The 17632-nt window shown below is 43.8% G+C and carries 18 protein-coding genes; 6 read left to right on the top strand and 12 right to left on the bottom strand.

Features of this window, described 5'->3' with window-relative positions; translation table 11 throughout:
- From tolA to aspS, 12 genes are all read right to left on the bottom strand, one after another.
- Entirely contained in the window at nucleotides 1–1068 is a 1068-nt protein-coding gene (gene tolA / locus OCT63_RS06220) for a cell envelope integrity protein TolA (protein ID WP_060467423.1), read from the bottom strand.
- A gap of 13 nt (nucleotides 1069–1081) precedes the next feature.
- Nucleotides 1082–1525, bottom strand: a complete 444-nt coding sequence (gene tolR, locus OCT63_RS06215; protein WP_017055068.1) for a protein TolR — start codon at nucleotides 1523–1525, stop codon at nucleotides 1082–1084.
- A 3-nt stretch (nucleotides 1526–1528) separates the two neighbouring features.
- Entirely contained in the window at nucleotides 1529–2212 is a 684-nt protein-coding gene (gene tolQ, locus OCT63_RS06210; RefSeq protein ID WP_017055067.1) for a protein TolQ, read from the bottom strand.
- A complete protein-coding gene (gene ybgC, locus OCT63_RS06205; RefSeq protein ID WP_060467422.1) occupies nucleotides 2202–2621 on the bottom strand; it encodes a tol-pal system-associated acyl-CoA thioesterase in 420 nt (139 codons plus the stop codon). Before ybgC ends, tolQ begins: the two co-directional genes overlap by 11 nt.
- Nucleotides 2622–2811: 190 nt before the next feature.
- Nucleotides 2812–3114, bottom strand: coding sequence for a cyd operon protein YbgE (ybgE, locus tag OCT63_RS06200; protein ID WP_269983378.1), 303 nt, complete (start codon nucleotides 3112–3114; stop codon nucleotides 2812–2814).
- Nucleotides 3107–3214: a cytochrome bd-I oxidase subunit CydX gene (cydX, locus tag OCT63_RS06195; protein WP_000270284.1), complete on the bottom strand. Its 108-nt coding sequence runs from the start codon at nucleotides 3212–3214 to the stop codon at nucleotides 3107–3109. The genes ybgE and cydX overlap by 8 nt, the downstream gene beginning before the upstream one ends.
- Before the next feature lie 31 nt (nucleotides 3215–3245).
- Nucleotides 3246–4382, bottom strand: a complete 1137-nt coding sequence (cydB, locus tag OCT63_RS06190; RefSeq protein WP_161748707.1) for a cytochrome d ubiquinol oxidase subunit II — start codon at nucleotides 4380–4382, stop codon at nucleotides 3246–3248.
- Between the two features lie 13 nt (nucleotides 4383–4395).
- On the bottom strand, nucleotides 4396–5982 hold the full coding sequence (gene cydA / locus OCT63_RS06185; protein WP_017055063.1) for a cytochrome ubiquinol oxidase subunit I: 1587 nt from the start codon (nucleotides 5980–5982) through the stop codon (nucleotides 4396–4398).
- Nucleotides 5983–6534: 552 nt separating this feature from the next.
- Nucleotides 6535–7551 (bottom strand): Holliday junction branch migration DNA helicase RuvB, encoded by a 1017-nt coding sequence (gene ruvB / locus OCT63_RS06180; protein ID WP_017055062.1) that lies wholly within the window; start codon nucleotides 7549–7551, stop codon nucleotides 6535–6537.
- 151 nt (nucleotides 7552–7702) lie between these two features.
- Nucleotides 7703–8314 carry a Holliday junction branch migration protein RuvA gene (gene ruvA / locus OCT63_RS06175; protein ID WP_060467419.1) on the bottom strand — a complete coding sequence of 204 codons (612 nt, stop codon included), beginning with the start codon at nucleotides 8312–8314 and terminating at the stop codon, nucleotides 7703–7705.
- A gap of 155 nt (nucleotides 8315–8469) precedes the next feature.
- Nucleotides 8470–8991 carry a crossover junction endodeoxyribonuclease RuvC gene (gene ruvC, locus OCT63_RS06170; protein WP_161685947.1) on the bottom strand — a complete coding sequence of 174 codons (522 nt, stop codon included), beginning with the start codon at nucleotides 8989–8991 and terminating at the stop codon, nucleotides 8470–8472.
- 159 nt (nucleotides 8992–9150) lie between these two features.
- A complete protein-coding gene (gene aspS / locus OCT63_RS06165) occupies nucleotides 9151–10923 on the bottom strand; it encodes an aspartate--tRNA ligase (protein WP_269983377.1) in 1773 nt (590 codons plus the stop codon).
- A gap of 314 nt (nucleotides 10924–11237) precedes the next feature.
- On the opposite strand from aspS, the gene OCT63_RS06160 reads away from it, so the two are divergent.
- The 6 genes from OCT63_RS06160 to OCT63_RS06135 all read left to right on the top strand — a co-directional run bounded on the left by OCT63_RS06160 (nucleotide 11238) and on the right by OCT63_RS06135 (nucleotide 17596).
- The gene (locus tag OCT63_RS06160; protein WP_161678055.1) at nucleotides 11238–12122 is read left to right on the top strand and encodes a DUF72 domain-containing protein; all 885 of its coding nucleotides are present in this window, start codon (nucleotides 11238–11240) and stop codon (nucleotides 12120–12122) included.
- Between the two features lie 139 nt (nucleotides 12123–12261).
- Nucleotides 12262–12990 carry a carboxy-S-adenosyl-L-methionine synthase CmoA gene (cmoA, locus tag OCT63_RS06155; RefSeq protein ID WP_060467416.1) on the top strand — a complete coding sequence of 243 codons (729 nt, stop codon included), beginning with the start codon at nucleotides 12262–12264 and terminating at the stop codon, nucleotides 12988–12990.
- A 113-nt stretch (nucleotides 12991–13103) separates the two neighbouring features.
- Nucleotides 13104–14075: a tRNA 5-methoxyuridine(34)/uridine 5-oxyacetic acid(34) synthase CmoB gene (gene cmoB, locus OCT63_RS06150; RefSeq protein WP_161685949.1), complete on the top strand. Its 972-nt coding sequence runs from the start codon at nucleotides 13104–13106 to the stop codon at nucleotides 14073–14075.
- A 273-nt stretch (nucleotides 14076–14348) separates the two neighbouring features.
- Nucleotides 14349–15089, top strand: coding sequence for an ATP-dependent zinc protease family protein (locus OCT63_RS06145; protein ID WP_269983376.1), 741 nt, complete (start codon nucleotides 14349–14351; stop codon nucleotides 15087–15089).
- Between the two features lie 17 nt (nucleotides 15090–15106).
- Complete coding sequence (locus tag OCT63_RS06140) at nucleotides 15107–16612, top strand: inactive transglutaminase family protein (protein WP_060467413.1); 1506 nt, start codon at nucleotides 15107–15109, stop codon at nucleotides 16610–16612.
- Between the two features lie 3 nt (nucleotides 16613–16615).
- A complete protein-coding gene (locus OCT63_RS06135) occupies nucleotides 16616–17596 on the top strand; it encodes an alpha-L-glutamate ligase-like protein (protein WP_060467412.1) in 981 nt (326 codons plus the stop codon).
- The last annotated feature ends 36 nt before the right edge of the window (nucleotides 17597–17632 follow it).

Here is a 17632-nt window from a genome sequence, read left to right as displayed (position 1 = left end):
CTACTCTGGTGATACAGTTAAGTTAATGTCTTTTAGTGATTTCACAATGTCTGGGTCTTTAGGTAATGGGTACGATTGCACTTGTGCCACCGCACGCTTGGTTGCTGCGCACAAACGACTATCACCATCCAAGATACTTAAGCTCCCCAAAATAGCATTTGAGCCCGTTGGAATAAGCTTAAGGTTAACTCGGCACGATCGTCCTCTGTAGCTGTCCTCTAACAAAAGGTTCTGCTGAATCAGTTGGGTATAAATAGCACCGTAACGCTGAGCTTCATCACTAATAAATTGTTGTCTTGCTGAAGAATTCTGCGTCGCCTCTGTTTCAAGCCCTTCAAAGATGTCATTCAATGCTGCTTCTTGCTGTTTACGCTCTTTTTCAGCTCTTGCTGCCGCTTCCTTCTCCTTACGGGCTTTCTCTGCTGCCGCTGCAGCCTCTTTCTCTTTGGCTATGCGTTGCTTTTCAGCACGTTCAGCGGCTTCTTTTTCTTTACGAGCTTTTTCAGCAGCCTCTTGCGCGGCTTTTTCTTTTGCCACGCGTTCCTGTTCAGCTTTTGCGATTGCTGCTTCTTTAGCTTTACGCTCATTTTCAGCTTTCACCAACGCCGCTTCTTTCAGCTTACGGTCAGCTTCTGCTTTAGCGGCTTTCTTTTTTTCTTGCTGTAAACGCGCTTCTTCGACTTTACGTTGTTTTTCTTTTTCAACTCGACGCTTTTCAGCTTCACGGGTTGCTTTTGCTTCTTTCGCTTGCTGTTCTTTTAGCTTACGAATGTTTTCTTCTTCCGCTTTTCGATTCTTTTCAAGTCTTTCGCTTTCACGTCTGAGTTTGTCTAAACGCTCTTGCTCCTTCTTACTCGCCGCTTCTCGCTGTTGACGAATCTGTTGAGCTTGCTGGCGAACCAACTGAGGGTCAATCACTACAGCCTGAACCATCTGGCCAGTTGGCTTAGGTTCTGACATCGTGAAGTCCGCTCCCCAAATGAGCGCAACAAATAAAATGACGTGCAGCCCAAGTGAAATAAGAAGCGGTGATCTAAAATTATTGGATTTCTTATTAGTCGCTTTCATGAATGCTACGGAGCTATTCCCTTATATCCGTTAAAAGGCCAACCTTTGGCACACCTGCACGGCTTAATTCATCAAGTAATAAAACCACTTCAGCGTAAGGCGTTGCGGCATCACCACCAACCGCCACTGGAGAGTTTGGCTTCAAAGACAACTCAGCTTTCACTCGGACGATAATATCTTCCAATGATAAACCACGCTGTACTTCTTCGTTATTCACACTTAAACCAAGCTCACCGTCTTTGTTCACTTCAACAATAATAAAACTCGCGTTATCGTCACCCAGAAGATCTTGTGCAGACTTAGCGGTTGAAGCCTGAGGCAGCTCAACGTCGACACCTTGAGTTACAAACGGTGAAGTCACCATAAAAATGATCAGCAAAACAAGCATAACGTCAATGTAAGGTACAACGTTAATCTCTGCGGTCATTTTGCGTTTTTTAGGTTGGTATCCAGCCATCGATTATTCCCTGCCAGCCATCGCTTGACGGTGAAGAATACTGTGAAACTCTTCAGAGAAAGTCGCGTAGTTGTGTTCTAGCTTACCTACTCGGCTGCTGAAGCGGTTGTACGCCATTACTGCAGGAATTGCGGCGAACAGACCCATTGCCGTTGCAATAAGTGCTTCTGCAATACCAGGAGCAACCATTGCGAGTGTCGCTTGTTTCACTTCACCCAATGCGATGAATGAGTGCATAATGCCCCAAACCGTACCAAATAGGCCTATATAAGGACTGATAGAACCGACTGTCGCTAAGAAAGGTAAGTTAGTTTCTAGCTCGTCTACTTCACGGGCTACTGCAACGCGCATTGCACGCCCAGTGCCTTCCATAATAAAGTCAGGAGAAGTAGCGTTGGATTTGCGAAGGCGAGCAAACTCGGTGAAGCCTTCGTAAAAAATCTCTTCAGTACCAGACAGCTCATCTTTGCGCTTATTGCTTTCCTGATACAACTTAGCTAGGTCAACACCAGACCAAAATTTATCTTCAAACACTTCAGTTTGTTTAGAAGCTTGCGATAACACTTTACTTCTTTTTATGATCATTGCCCAAGAAACAACAGACATGCCCATTAGGATTAGCATGACCATTTTAACTAGAAAGCTAGCTTCTAAAATTAGGCCTAATATTGAGATTTCAGCAGTCACTATTCGTTAGCTCCGTAAGAATAAATGTTGGCATTGCCTTGGGTTTCATTTTTTGATTGTCTATACATGCTACCTTAACCAGTGCTTTACACAATGCTTTGCCATCAGGATTTACGATCTCTTGACAGAAGACCAAGGTAGCTCGCTTCAATTCGTAAATATTAGTAATAACTTGTAAAGAATCATCAAGGCGCGCGCCTTGAATAAAATCTATCTCCATATGTCGGACGACAAAACCTATGCTTTGTTCTAACAATACTTGCTGAGAGACACCAATTGAGCGCAACATCTCGGTTCGAGCGCGTTCAAAAAACTTGAGATAATTAGAATGGTACACCACGCCACCCGCATCGGTGTCTTCGTAATATACGGTTACTGGCCACTTAAACGGCTTAGATAATCCTTGCAAATTGATACCACAACCTAAAAACGATAAAGATATTACTATAACCTAACTCATTTTCATTAATAGTATATGGCAGTGAATTTTTGATTTAACAGACGAAAAAAGAGGCCATCTGTATAAGATGACCTCTTTTTGACTAAAAACCCAACAAGTATAAAAAATTCGCTTTGATATGAACCTAAACTATTACCTTTCAGATAAAGCGTAGCACCGTTAGGTAGAGCAAAATAGTGAGTGAAACGTATGGGCTAAACAACAGCTGCCAGACCCAAGCTCTTGGCTTAAACCCGATACCGAAAACCATGCTTGAGCACACAGCCCAGATAAACATTGGCCCAATGATCGCGTTAAAACCTCCGATACTTGTCGCATACGCTTCAGGATCCCACATCACTAAACCCACATGCATGAAACCCAATATCAGGGATAAAACTCGTAACGGAGTCTTATCCATTGGTTGATGCAGTTTAGCGATTTGTTCTGCGAGATTACTCACTGTCCTTGTCCATCATTTCTGAATGCTCAAGCCAAAGAGCATTAATGATGCCGAATGCACATGCTAGAAGTACACCCAAAATCCATGCGAAATACCACATAAAATTTCTCCTAAGTTATTTCACTTCTAGCTTAGTAAGCTGAAACGTCGTTATCTTCGATGTGTTTCTTATCCAGACGACCGAACATTTTGTAGTATGTCCAAGTTGTGTAGCCAAGAATCACAGGAACCATTACCGCAGCAACCATTGTCATCAAACCAAGTGTTAGTTCACTCGCTGTTGAATCCCACATAGTCAAACTATGGTTAGGGTTCAAACTTGATGGCATTACGAATGGGAACATTGCAAAACCAGCCGTTAGGATAACACCAGCGTTAGATAGGCTCGAGAACAAGAACGCAAAGCCACCACGCTCAAAGCGAGATGCAATCACAGCTAATAGAGGCATTGCGACACCAAGAATTGGCGCTGCCCACATTGCAGGATACGTTTCGAAGTTTGTCATCCAAGCACCAACTTGAAGTGATACCTCTTTGTTTAATGGGTTCGAATCTGCAAAGGTGTCAATCGTGCTTGTGATTACATAACCTTCAATAGACTGAACCCAGAAACCACCAATAACGAACAGAGCAATAGCAACAAGGCCTGAAATCTGAGCGACAAGACGAGCACGGTTATGTAATTCCTCTGTTGTCTTCATTTGAAGCCATGTTGCACCTTGCATAACGAACAACATCAGAGCTAACACACCACAAAGCAATGCAAACGGGTTTAGTAAAGCGAAGAATGTGCCATGGTACTTAGACATCATTAAGTCATTCAGGTCGAATGGTACACCTTGTAGTAGGTTACCAAATGCCACACCGAAAATGATTGGCGGCACTGTACCACTGCAGCAAAGTGCGTAGTCCCAAGCTTTACGCCATTTTGGATTTTCAATCTTAGAACGGTAATCAAGAGCAAGTGGACGTAACCAAAGCGCGGCTAACGTCGCGTACATTGCAAAGTAGAAACCAGAGAAAGACGTCGCATAAACCAGAGGCCATGCAGCAAACAATGCACCACCCGCCGTGATTAACCAAACTTGGTTACCATCCCAGTGCGGTGCAATAGTGTTAATCATGACACGACGTTCTGTGTCGCTCTTACCGATAACAGGAGAAAGGGCTGCAACACCCATATCAAAGCCATCAGTTACGGCGAAACCAACCAGTAGAACACCGATCAGTACCCACCAAATAAGTCGTAAGCTTTCGTAATCAAACATAATATTCCCTCACTTATACTTCGACTGAACGGCTAACTTTGTCTTCAACAGAGTTATCGTTTTGTTCGAAGTGATAACGGCCTGTCTTTAGACTACTTGGACCTTTACGCGCGAATTTCAGCATTAGGTAAACTTCTGCAATCAAGAACACGGTGTACAGTGCAAGAATTGCGAATAGAGAACTCCAAAGCTGTTCAATAGTTAATGCTGATGCAGCAACGTTAACTGGTAGAATTTCACCAACCGCCCACGGTTGACGACCAAACTCAGCAACGAACCAACCTGCTTCAATCGCAATCCAAGGCAATGGAATTGAGAATAGTGCAGCTCTAAGAATCCATGGTTTTTGTTCGATCTTCTGACGGCATGTTTGAACAAACGCAGCACCGAATACAAACAGCATAATGAAGCCACAAGCAACCATTAGACGGAATGACCAGAATAGAGGCCAAACCGTTGGGATTGAATCATCCGCGGCCATTTGGATTTGCTCTTCTGTTGCATCAACAACATCGTCTGTGTAGCGCTTAAGAAGCAAGCCGTAACCTAAATCACCTTTTACTTCATCGAAAGCCGCCATATTTTCTTCAGACTTGTCGCCTGCACGTAGCTTTTCAAGCAAATCGTACGCATACATACCCGTGCGGATACGATCAACGTGGTCATCACGTAAGTCACGCAGACCCGTTACTTCCTTATCAAGAGAACGTGTTGCGATAATACCCATTACGTAAGGAATTTTAATTGCGTAGTCAGTATTCATTGTTTCTTGATTTGGAATACCAAAAACAGTAAATGCGGCTGGCGCTTCTTCCGTGTGCCACTCTGCTTCAACAGCAGCTAGCTTCACTTTTTGAACTTCACCAAGCTCGTAACCAGATTCATCACCTAGTACGATTACTGATAAAATCGCGGCCATACCAAATGATGCTGCAATCGCAAAAGAACGACGTGCAAAGGCAAGATCACGACCTTTAAGAATGTAGTATGAGCTGATACCAAGGATGAACATAGCACCCGTTGTGTAACCAGACGCTACTGTGTGTACGAATTTAACCTGCGCTACTGGGTTTAGTACAACTTCTGCGAAGCTCACCATTTCCATACGCATCGTTTCAAAGTTAAATTCCGCACCCACTGGGTTTTGCATCCAGCCGTTTGCTACTAATATCCAAAGCGCAGAAAAGTTAGAACCAAGAGCGACTAACCACGTTACCGCTAAGTGTTGACGCTTCGACAATCTATCCCAACCGAAGAAGAAAAGACCAACAAAAGTAGACTCTAGGAAGAATGCAACAAGCGCTTCAATAGCCAACGGAGCACCAAAGATGTCGCCAACATAGTGAGAATAGTATGACCAGTTAGTACCAAACTGGAACTCCATGGTTAAGCCTGTCGCTACACCAAGAGCAAAGTTAATACCAAACAATTTACCCCAGAACTTAGTCATGTCCTTGTAAATTTGCTTGCCAGTCATTACATAAACTGACTCCATAATGGCAAGTAGAAACGCCATCCCTAAAGTCAGTGGAACAAATAGGAAGTGATACATCGCTGTAAATGCAAACTGCAATCGCGACAGATCAACAACATCAATCATGGTAACTCCTTTGTGTCGGCTGAGTGACACTTTTGTGATTATTCACCTCAAAAATCCATGTTAAAACAATTTATGCAATTGTTATTACAAATTGAAATTTGTAGCAAAAACGTACCGTTATAGTTAGATTATTGTTAAGCATGAGCTAATATAGCTGGCGCTAATATTACTGGTAAAATCAGTATGTTTCAAAAGGTTTATGGGAGAACCCTGCGTTGATTTGTATCAAATTTATTCTAGCAAATTAGAGTTATTTTTGAACAGTTATGATTAAAATCACACCAATTTAGCTTGTCTTAATAACAGTGCATGATATCTGTGACAAAAGCTCATCACCACTTCAACATACGAACTACAACTACCCATAAAGTATTAACAAAATATATGACAACTTATTTCATTTTTTGTTAACCAAATCAAACTTGAAATCAAAGTTTCCATTTTTAACATCCACTACTCACCCTTTTCACCGATTAACTCAAAGAGTTGTTATTCACTAAAAACAAAAAAATCCCAGCGCTTATGCAACTGGGATTTTTATAAATGAATAATTTAACGATTAGAAGGTTTATCTATTCCGAAGTGCAAATAGGCTCTGTCGGTAGCAATTCGACCTCTCGGCGTTCTTTGTAGATAACCTTGTTGAATTAAATAGGGTTCTAGTACATCTTCAATGGTGTCTCTCTCTTCACCAATTGCGGCTGCCATATTGTCGATACCAACCGGACCACCACCAAACTTCTCCATAATTGCAAGTAGAAGCTTTCTATCCATGTAATCGAAACCTTTCGCATCGACATCCAGCATGTTAAGCGCTTTATCAGCAACCTCAGGACAAATATGACCATCCCCTTTGACCTCTGCGTAATCGCGTACACGACGCAGCAAACGGTTAGCAATACGAGGTGTACCACGCGCACGGCGAGCAACTTCTAACGCGCCTTCTGATTCCATCGAAAGACCAAGACAATCTGCGCTTCTCTGGACAATATTTTGTAGATCTTCAACTTTATAGTATTCAAGACGTTGAGTGATACCAAAACGATCACGTAATGGAGAGGTCAACGAACCTGCACGAGTGGTTGCGCCGATCAAAGTAAAAGGAGGGAGATCGATCTTGATAGAACGCGCCGCAGGCCCTTCACCAATCATAATGTCCAGTTGGTAATCTTCCATTGCTGGATACAGAACCTCTTCAACCACAGGGCTTAGTCGATGAATCTCATCAATGAACAGCACATCATTCTCTTCAAGGTTTGTCAGCAATGCCGCTAAGTCACCCGCTTTTTCTAGCACAGGCCCTGAAGTAGTCCGTATGTTCACATCCATTTCATTGGCAACAATGTTAGCCAATGTGGTTTTACCCAAGCCTGGAGGACCAAATATCAACAGATGATCGAGCGCCTCGCTACGTAATTGTGCCGCTTTGATGAAAATCTCCATCTGGCCACGAACGTGATCCTGACCTTGATAATCAGCTAATGCTTTTGGTCGTATCGCGCGGTCAATAACATCTTCATCTTTAAAGACCGGATTATCAGGAGCAATGAGGCGATCTGCTTCAATCATAGGGATTCCAATTTGAGAGTTCTAACTCTGTTATATCTAATTTCTAACTCGATGTTTTGTTGTCCACTACGTTGAACGTGAAAAGGCTGAACACCAGTATAGTGGAGGCTTACCTGCAGCATATAAAACCCTGCAAAAAAGTAAGATCTATTTAAACCATCGACTTCAATGCTTCGCGAATTAACTGTTCACTCGTCATGCCTTCTTTAGCCACTTGAGAAACAACCTTAGAAGCTTGAGTTGGTTTATAACCTAATGCAAGTAGTGCACTTACCGCTTCTTCTTCAGCATCATGAACCGTCGGCATAGAATCAATAGGTGCAGCATCCGTCGCAGGTGTGAACAAATCACCGACACCCCACCCTTTCAAACGGTCTTTCATTTCAACAACAAGCCGCTCTGCCGTCTTCTTACCAACACCCGGCAATTTTACCAACGTAGAAATATCTTCGCGTTCAACACTTTGAATAAACTGGCTAGCCGTCATACCTGAAAGGATACCAAGGCCAAGCTTAGGGCCAACACCGTTCGCTTTGATAACTTCGCGAAACAGCGCGCGTTCTTTAATAGTGTTGAAACCATAAAGCAGTTGTGCATCTTCACGTACAACAAAGTGAGTGTAGATAATTGCCTCTTCGCCCACATTTGGTAATTCATAAAAACAGCTCATTGGCATTTGAACTTCATAGCCAACGCCACTCACTTCGATTAATAACTCTGGTGGCTGTTTTTCTATTAAAATACCGCGTAGACGTCCGATCACAATTCACTCTCTTGGTGGAACATAATTTAAGTGACAGAATATAAAAGAACTGGATGCTTATCCAGTTCTTTATGTTTGTTAGAGTGATTTATTTACGCTTGCTTGGCTTGTGAAGCCATATTATTAAAGCTTTTAAGAAAGCACTAAGATCTAGGTTAACGGTAACGCCCTTTTTTTGCCCCAGTTGCTTTACCGGCCAGTGCAACTAAGGTTTTATTGGTGTTCGCGTGAGTGATTGCTACGCCCAGAGCATCGGCCGCATCGGCCTGTGGCTTGGCAGGTAGCTTAAGCATGCTCATTACCATGTTCTGAACCAAAGACTTGTCCGCGCCGCCATTACCGGTCACCGCTTGCTTAATTAAACGAGCCGCGTATTCATGAACGGGCAAATCTGCATTTACAGCCGCTACTATTGCGCTGCCTCGAGCCTGACCAAGTTTAAGCGCCGAATCCGCATTCTTCGCCATGAAGACCTGCTCTATCGCAAACACATCCGGCTGGAACTGAGTGATGATTTCACTTACACCCGCATAAATTTGCTTTAGTCGACCCGGTAACTCTTTTTCAGAGGTGCGAATACAACCACTTCCTAAGTAATAGAGGTGGCGGCCATTTTGACGAATAACACCGTAACCGGTAATGCGTGAGCCAGGGTCAATCCCTAAGATAATAGACATAACTTCAAATACTGATTATTTATACATGCTTTATGAGCTTAGTATATCGAACGCAAAAAAAAATGCCCGTCAAATTAACGGGCATTTCATTGTTCTACTGCAAAATTTAGCTCTATCGAAAACTTAAAGCTTCTTTAGAAAGTTAGGCTAATCGTTTGACTAGTCTTCTTTCTTCGCTAGTTTAACAGCGATTGCTAGCTCTTCCAGTGATGCTGGGTTCGCTAGGCTTGGCGCGTCTGTTAGTAGACATGCTGCAGCGGTTGTTTTCGGGAATGCGATAACGTCACGGATGTTCTCTGTACCACAAAGTAGCATTGCTAGACGGTCAAGACCGAATGCTAGACCAGCGTGTGGTGGAGTACCGTATTGAAGAGCATCTAGTAGGAAGCCGAACTTCTCTTGTTGCTCTTGTGCTTCGATACCGAGGATACCGAATACAGCCGTTTGCATTTCTGCATTGTGAATACGAACAGAACCGCCGCCTACTTCGTAACCGTTGATTACCATGTCGTATGCATCAGAGTTTGCTGCTGCTGGGTTCGCTTTTAGCTCTTCCGCGTTCACACCCAGTGGCGATGTGAATGGGTGGTGCATTGCGTGTAGGTTACCTTCGCCGTCTTCTTCGAACATTGGGAAGTCAACAACCCACAGTGGAGCCCATGCAGATGTGTCTGTTAGCTCTAGATCTGTACCTAGTTTAAGACGAAGTGCGCCCATTGCTTCAGCAACGATGCCCGCTTTGTCTGCGCCGAACAGAATGATATCGCCAGATTCAGCTTGAGTGCGATCTAGAATACCGTTGATTACGTCTTCGCTTAGGAATTTAGCAACTGGAGATTGAATGCCTTCCATGCCTGCAGCACGGTCGTTAACCTTCATCCAAGCTAGGCCTTTCGCGCCGTAGATGTTTACGTGTTCTGCGTAACCGTCGATTTGCTTACGAGTTAGCTTAGCACCACCTGGTACACGGATAACCGCTACGCGACCTTTTTCGTCGTTAGCAGGGCCAGAGAATACTTTAAACTCAACGTCTTTAACTAAGTCAGCAACGTCCACTAACTCTAGTGGGTTACGTAAATCTGGCTTATCAGAACCGAAACGACGAATCGCTTCAGAGAAAGGCATTACTGGGAATTGACCTAGTTCAACATCTAGAAGCTCTTTCCACATATCGTGAACTAGCTTTTCAGTGATGTTACGTACTTCTTGAGAAGACATGAACGATGTTTCAATATCGATCTGAGTAAATTCAGGCTGACGGTCAGCACGTAAATCTTCGTCACGGAAACATTTAACGATTTGGTAGTAACGGTCAAAACCAGACATCATCAGCAGTTGCTTGAACAGCTGAGGAGATTGAGGAAGCGCGTAGAAGCTGCCTTTGTGAACACGGCTTGGTACTAGGTAATCGCGAGCGCCTTCTGGCGTTGCTTTCGTTAGTACTGGAGTCTCGATGTCTAGGAATAGGTTCTCATCGAGGAAACGACGAACGAAGCTAGAAGCACGAGCACGAAGCTTAATGCGGTCGCTCATTTCTGGACGACGAAGATCGATGTAGCGGTACTTTAGACGCTGCTCTTCAGAGTTCGTTTGGTTGAAGTCTAGTGGAAGCGACTCTGAACGGTTGATGATCTCAAGACCAGTCGCGTAAAGTTCAACTTCACCAGTAGCCATGTCTTTATTTACTTGGCTGTCCGGACGAACACGCACTTCACCAGTAAATTTGATACAGAATTCATTACGCAGTTGGTTAGCGATCGGGAAGATATCTTTCATATCTGGATCGACAACAACCTGAACGATGCCTTCACGATCACGCATATCAATAAAGATAAGACCGCCTAAATCACGGCGACGGTTTACCCAGCCGCACAGTTCTACAGTTTGTCCCGCCAGGGACTTGTTCAGGTTACCACAGTAATGGGTACGCATAATGAATTTCCCAATCTCTTAATTATTTACTAATTTCCAAGCTGTCAGTGGTCATTCCACACAACAGAGCAAAGGAACATTTATACGCGGAAACTCGCTTAAAATCGACCTTCCACATTCGAATTTATTATGTTTTATCTGGCTTTGCTGCTTTTTAGCCCACCAAGTGCACAAAGATTCATCAAAACCAAAAAATTTGGCATAATTATATCTCGAAAGTACCGTAATCGGCAAAAGTCTCGTACAGTAGATTTGCACTTCAACTAAAATTTTTTGTAATGACTAATAGCGTGATAACTAACGGTGTAATAACAATGGAAACTTTACCTCTAAGACTTGGCTTAACCATGTGGTCTCATTCTGAGTGGCAAAGTCAGTTCTATGGCAAGGGGACAAAGCCTGCAGAACGTCTAGAAAAATACACCCAAGTTTTTCATACCGTTGAAGGCAACACGACCTTTTACGCTACGCCAAGTATGTCTACCGTTCATAACTGGAAAGCCGCAAGTCACGATGATTTCAGGTTCACTTTCAAGCTACCTAAATTCATCACCCACCAGCAACAACTCAGGCATTGCCAAGCCGAACTCAAAGAGTTCTTAATGACCATGTCACCACTGCATGATCGCATTGGTCAATGGACGATTCAGCTACCGCACAGCTTTGAACCTAGCATGCTCCCTGTGCTGCAAAAGTTTTGTACGTTATTTCCAAAAGACATGCAGCTTGGTGTTGAAGTCCGTCACTTGGGTTTCTTTGACAAAGGTGATGCCGAAAAACGTTTCAATCAATGGCTCGTAGAAGAAGGCATCAATCGCATCATTATGGATAGCCGCCCCGTATTTTCCGCGCCGCCAACCACAGAGGCAGTGATCGATGCTCATCAGAAAAAGCCACGCGTACCCGTTCATGCGATTGCAACCGCCAACAACCCGATGATTCGCTTCATTGGCCACCCTGATCAAGAGCCTAACATCGAGTTTTTTAAGCCATGGTTTAACAAAATTCCAAACTGGCTTAGTGAAGGCAAACAACCGTATTTGATGATCCACACGCCAGACAACAACCACGCGCCTGAACTTGCAATTGATATATATCAGCGATTGCAAAAGCAAGTATCTGAAAATACGTCATTATTATTGCCCGAACTCGCTCAGTTTCCAGCTCAGAAAGGCAATCACCAAATCTCAATGTTTTAATCCCACTCTCTGGTATAGAGCCAAAGATCAGGACTAATCTCAGTTTTCGTGACAGCAGTCTTTTTTTTACGTAAAATACGCCCCCTTTTATTTGGTACGAATTTCGGACCAATTACGCTGACTGTCGAGAGAAAATGCCATGAGCAACACAGACAATATCTTTTCCGCTCCTATTGATAAAATTGGAGACTTCACCTTTGATGCAAGGGTTGCTGAAGTATTTCCGGATATGATTCAACGCTCGGTGCCTGGCTATAGCAACATTATCTCTGCGATCGGCATGCTGGCTGAGCGCTTCGTAAAACCACATTCAAATATCTATGATCTCGGTTGCTCTCTTGGCGCAGCTACGCTGTCAATGCGCCGCCACATCCAACAAGAAGGCTGTACGATATTCGCTATCGATAATTCAGAAGCGATGGTTGAGCGCTGTAAATTGCACGTTAACGCTTACCGCAGTGACACGCCGGTAGAAGTCATCGAAGCTGATATTCGTGAAGTAGAAATCAAAGATGCTTCTGTTGTGGTACTTAACTTTACGCTGCAATTCTTGTCTCCAGACGACCGATACGCTTTGCTTGAAAAAATTCACGCAGGTTTGCGCCCGGGCGGGATCTTAATCCTGTCAGAAAAATACGTATTCGAAGATGAAAGCTCAAACGAGCTGCTTATCGACCTGCATCATGATTTCAAACGTGCTAACGGTTACAGCGAATTAGAAGTCAGCCAAAAACGTAGCGCGATTGAAAATGTTATGCGGCCTGACTCGGTCAAGGTTCATAAAGAACGTTTTCAAGAAATCGGTTTTTCTAGTTGCGAAGTTTGGTTTCAGTGTTTCAACTTTGGTTCGATGTTCGCTATCAAATAAAACACAAACATAATCAGTTAGAGACGATTCATTCGGACTTTAACCACTAATTTCCTGTGCTGTGATGCTCAGCGTCACACACATTATGAATTCCACAACGGTTTATATTACCCATGTTTAATTTTGCTAATTTTTATCAACTTATCGCCCAAGATACTCGCCTTCAGCCGTGGTTAAACGTCCTGCCACAGCAACTGACCGATTGGCAAAATGCAGAGCACGGTGACTTCGACCGTTGGTTACGAGCACTAAACAAGATTCCACAAGGTGTGCCTGACCAAATTGATCTGAAAAACTCAGTGACCATTGGCAGCTCTACACCGTTCCACACAGGTGAGCTTAAAAAGTTAGAAAGCTTACTGAAGACTTTCCACCCTTGGAGAAAAGGCCCTTACACGGTTCACGACATTCATATCGATACGGAATGGCGCAGTGACTGGAAATGGGATCGTGTGCTTCCACATATCTCACCACTTAAAAACCGTTCTGTGCTCGATGTGGGTTGTGGCAATGGCTACCACATGTGGCGCATGCTTGGTGAAGGCGCTCGTCTAACCGTAGGTATCGACCCTTCTCACCTTTTCTTGGTTCAGTTTGAAGCGATCCGTAAGTTAATGGGCGATGATCAACGTGCGCACCTGTTACCTTTAGGTATTGAACAACTCCCAAAACTGGAAGCCTACGACACTGTATTTAGCATGGGCGTGCTATACCACCGCCGTTCGCCGCTTGATCACTTAATTCAACTGAAAGACCAATTGGTGTCTGGCGGTGAGTTAGTGCTTGAAACCTTAGTGATTGAAGGCGATGAAAATGCAGTTCTAGTTCCTGTTGACCGTTACGCGCAGATGAGAAACGTCTACTTCTTCCCTTCAGCTCGAGCACTGAAACGTTGGCTTGAACAGGTTGGCTTTGAAGACGTTCGTATCGTTGACGAAAATGTCACGACAATTGGTGAACAACGCACAACAGAATGGATGACACACAACTCTCTGCCAGATTACCTAGATCCGAACGATCCGAGTAAAACGGTTGAAGGTCACCCTGCACCAAGACGTGCGATTTTGGTAGCAACAAAGCCATAGATACTCTGCCCATAACGCAATAGTTCCTGAGGGAAAATGATGGTTTATTTTACTTGTGAACCCATCATTTTTTCGCAGTACACTTTGATCAAAGAGCCCCAAAATTGACGTCTGTTTAATAAGTAAGCTATTTCAGATTGCGATAATTGGCGTAGCGCTCACATTGCGATTCAATATGACCAGACTCTAACATTAGGATGCTTCACGCATCCTTTCCTGTAGGATAAACTGCTAAATAGTATGAACTATTCTCTAATTCCCAAAGGTTTTTTTATGTTTAAGCGATTATCGCCAATTGTGGCGGTGGGTTTGCTCTCTGGCTGCACCCTCACTAACGGTGCGACCTACCACCAAGAAACGCTCGACGCAATTTCCCACTCAGAGGCAAACATCGCAAATAAAGTTCAGAATCTTGAACTACAAATGAGTAACCAAAGCGACTATATTGAAAGCCTAGAAGATGAAATTACGACTCTTTCCAGTCAACTAGATGCTCATCTAACTCGTATTGAACACAAGGTTATTGAAGAGCAAGAGGAAGAAGAACCTCAAGTCGTTGCCGCTGACCCTGTCACCCCTACGTTACAACCTACCATCCTAGGTGGAATCGAAAAGGTGTTTATCGACTCGATAAAACAAAGCTTTGACGCTCGTGTTGATACCGGCGCAACCACCTCTTCTTTAAATGCCGTCGATATTAAAGAATTCGAACGTAACGGTAAGGACTGGGTTAAATTCCACCTAGACGACCAAGCAGAAACAGAAAAAGAACAAAAATGGATCGAAGCACCTGTTATACGTTATGTGAAAATCCGACAATCAACTAATGATCAGACAGAGCGAAGAGCGGTGATTGAATTATGGGTGAAAGTTGGAAAAATCCATGAAAAAGCGCAATTTACATTGGCGGATCGCTCTCAAATGAGTCACCCTGTATTACTAGGGCGCGAATTTATCAAAGACATCGCGCTAGTGGATGTAAGCAAAACGTACGTACAAACGGAAGCTAAATAACAATAGTAGGGCAAGCTATGACGTCAAGAATTCCATTTTATATCTCTATTTTCCTGCTCATTGTGGCAGGTATAACGCTAAGTATGTTTAGGCATACAACCTACGGTGTACCTTGGACTCCAGGAGAAACTAGACAAGTATGGGACATTGAAGCTCGTATCGAATTCAATGCAATAGGTAAAGAAGCAAAGGTTTCATTAGCAGCTCCTCACACTCAGTCTAATTACACACTTATCGGTGAATCAGCTTCATCACCAGGCTACGGTATCTCCTACTTGAATACAGAGTCAGGTCGCCGCGCAGAGTGGTCTATTCGTTATGCAGATGGTCCTCAAACCATCTACTACAAAACACAGTTTCTAGTCGACAACCAAGCTAAAGTAAACGATATACCACCAGAAGGTGAAATAACGAAACCAAGCTTCGACGGTCCAGAAGAAGCGGCATCTCTTGCTCTGATTGATAGAGCGACAAAGCGTTCCGCAGACAACCTAACCTTTACTCGTGAGTTGATTAAAACGCTTAACGATCCAGACAGCCAAAACTCTGCGCTAATTCTGAATAATATGACGAAAGTTGAAGCGACACACAAGCTACTTTCGACAGCCAAAATTCACAACAAAGTAGTCGGTGTTATTGAATTGGAAGATGGACGTCGTCGACAATCAATCCAACACATGATCCAAATCTGGGACAATGACCAGTGGATTTTGTTCTCTCCAGAGTCGAGTCAACGACAAGTTCAACCAAACCTACTTATCTGGGATGAATCCAACGTTTCTCTACTCGATGTTGTTGGTGGTCAGAACAGTAAAGTTCATTTCTCTATGATTGCTCAGGAAGTATCTCCAACTGAAGCAACCAACAACAAGGTTTCAGCTGATCGATTATTGAACTTATCGATTCACAGCCTGCCGCTAGAAGAGCAAGCGATGTTCAAAACCATCATGCTTATTCCTATCGGTGCACTGATTGTTGTGTTCCTACGCGTGATCATCGGTTTGAAAACATCTGGTACGTTCATGCCAGTTCTGATTGCGGTGGCGTTTGTTCAAACACAATTAATAACGGGTATTGTCGGTTTCCTATTAATTGTCGGTACCGGTCTGGTGATACGAAGTTACTTATCAAAACTCAACTTACTCCTGGTAGCTAGGATATCCGCCGTCATCATTACAGTAATCATGATCATCTCCGTGTTTACCGTGGTCGCATTTAAAGTCGGTCTGACAGAAGGTCTATCCATTACGTTCTTCCCAATGATCATCCTATCTTGGACTATCGAACGTATGTCTATTCTATGGGAAGAAGAAGGCGCGAAAGAAGTCGTGTTACAAGGTGGTGGTTCTCTGTTTACCGCTATTCTTGTTTATTTAGGCATGACGAACCCATTCATTCAGCACTTAACGTTTAACTTTATTGGTCTACAGCTTGTTATTCTAGCGACCATCTTGCTACTAGGTAACTATACTGGCTACCGTCTAACCGAGCTTCGTCGCTTTAAACCGCTAGCGGAGGACTAAGTTATGTTTGATCAGTTTACTTCACCGTTTAGGTTGAAAGACAAAGGCATTATGGGAATGAACAAGCGTAACCATAGCTATATTGGTCGCTACAATGATCGTTCCAAGTATCCACTCGTTGATGACAAGCTTAAGACTAAGATCATTGCAGAACAGGCTGGCGCAACTGTACCGAAATTGATTGGCGTTATTAGTCACCAAGCTGAAGTGAAAACAATCCACAAGATGGTTAAAGAGTGGCCGGGTTTCGTAATCAAGCCAGCTCAAGGTAGTGGTGGTAAAGGCATCCTTGTTGTGACATCTCACAAGGATGGCGTTTATACCAAGCCATCTGGTTCAACCATCAATGAAGAAGATGTCGAGCGCCATATCAGTAACGCTCTAGCGGGCCTTTTCTCTCTGGGTGGCAAGAACGATGTAGCCGTAGTTGAAAACCTCATCAAGTTTGACGAGTGTTTCGATGGCTTTAGTTATGAAGGTGTGCCAGATGTACGAATCATCGTATTCAAAGGCTATCCTGTGATGGCTATGATGCGCCTTTCCACTTCTGCTTCTGACGGCAAGGCAAACTTGCACCAAGGCGCTGTGGGGGTTGGTATTTGTATTGCCACCGGAAAAGCCGTTCGTGCGGTCCAGTTTGACCACCCTGTGACTCACCACCCAGATACCGGTAAAGAACTGGCGCTACTTCAAGTGCCGCATTGGGAAAAGCTGCTAACTCTTGCATCAAGTGCTTGGGAAATGACAAGTCTTGGTTACATGGGTACTGACATGGTTTTAGACCAAGAAGAGGGCCCTATGGTACTGGAACTCAACGCTCGTCCTGGGTTAGCAATACAGATTGCAAACGGCGCGGGTTTGCTTCCTCGCTTGCATCATATTGAAAACCTAGGCACACCCGCCGAATATCCGAAAGCAGCAGAGCGCGTGGCATACGCTGCTAAGCAGTTTGGTGTTCACGGTAACGAAATTGTTCCAAACTAATCTAAGCCGAGAGTTAACCCACTGAGTAAATGATTC

The sequence above is a fragment of the Vibrio sp. RW genome (assembly GCF_027587105.1).
Classification (GTDB): domain Bacteria; phylum Pseudomonadota; class Gammaproteobacteria; order Enterobacterales; family Vibrionaceae; genus Vibrio; species Vibrio toranzoniae.
Note: the sequence above shows the minus strand (reverse complement) of the source record. Positions and strands in the feature narration are given on the sequence as shown.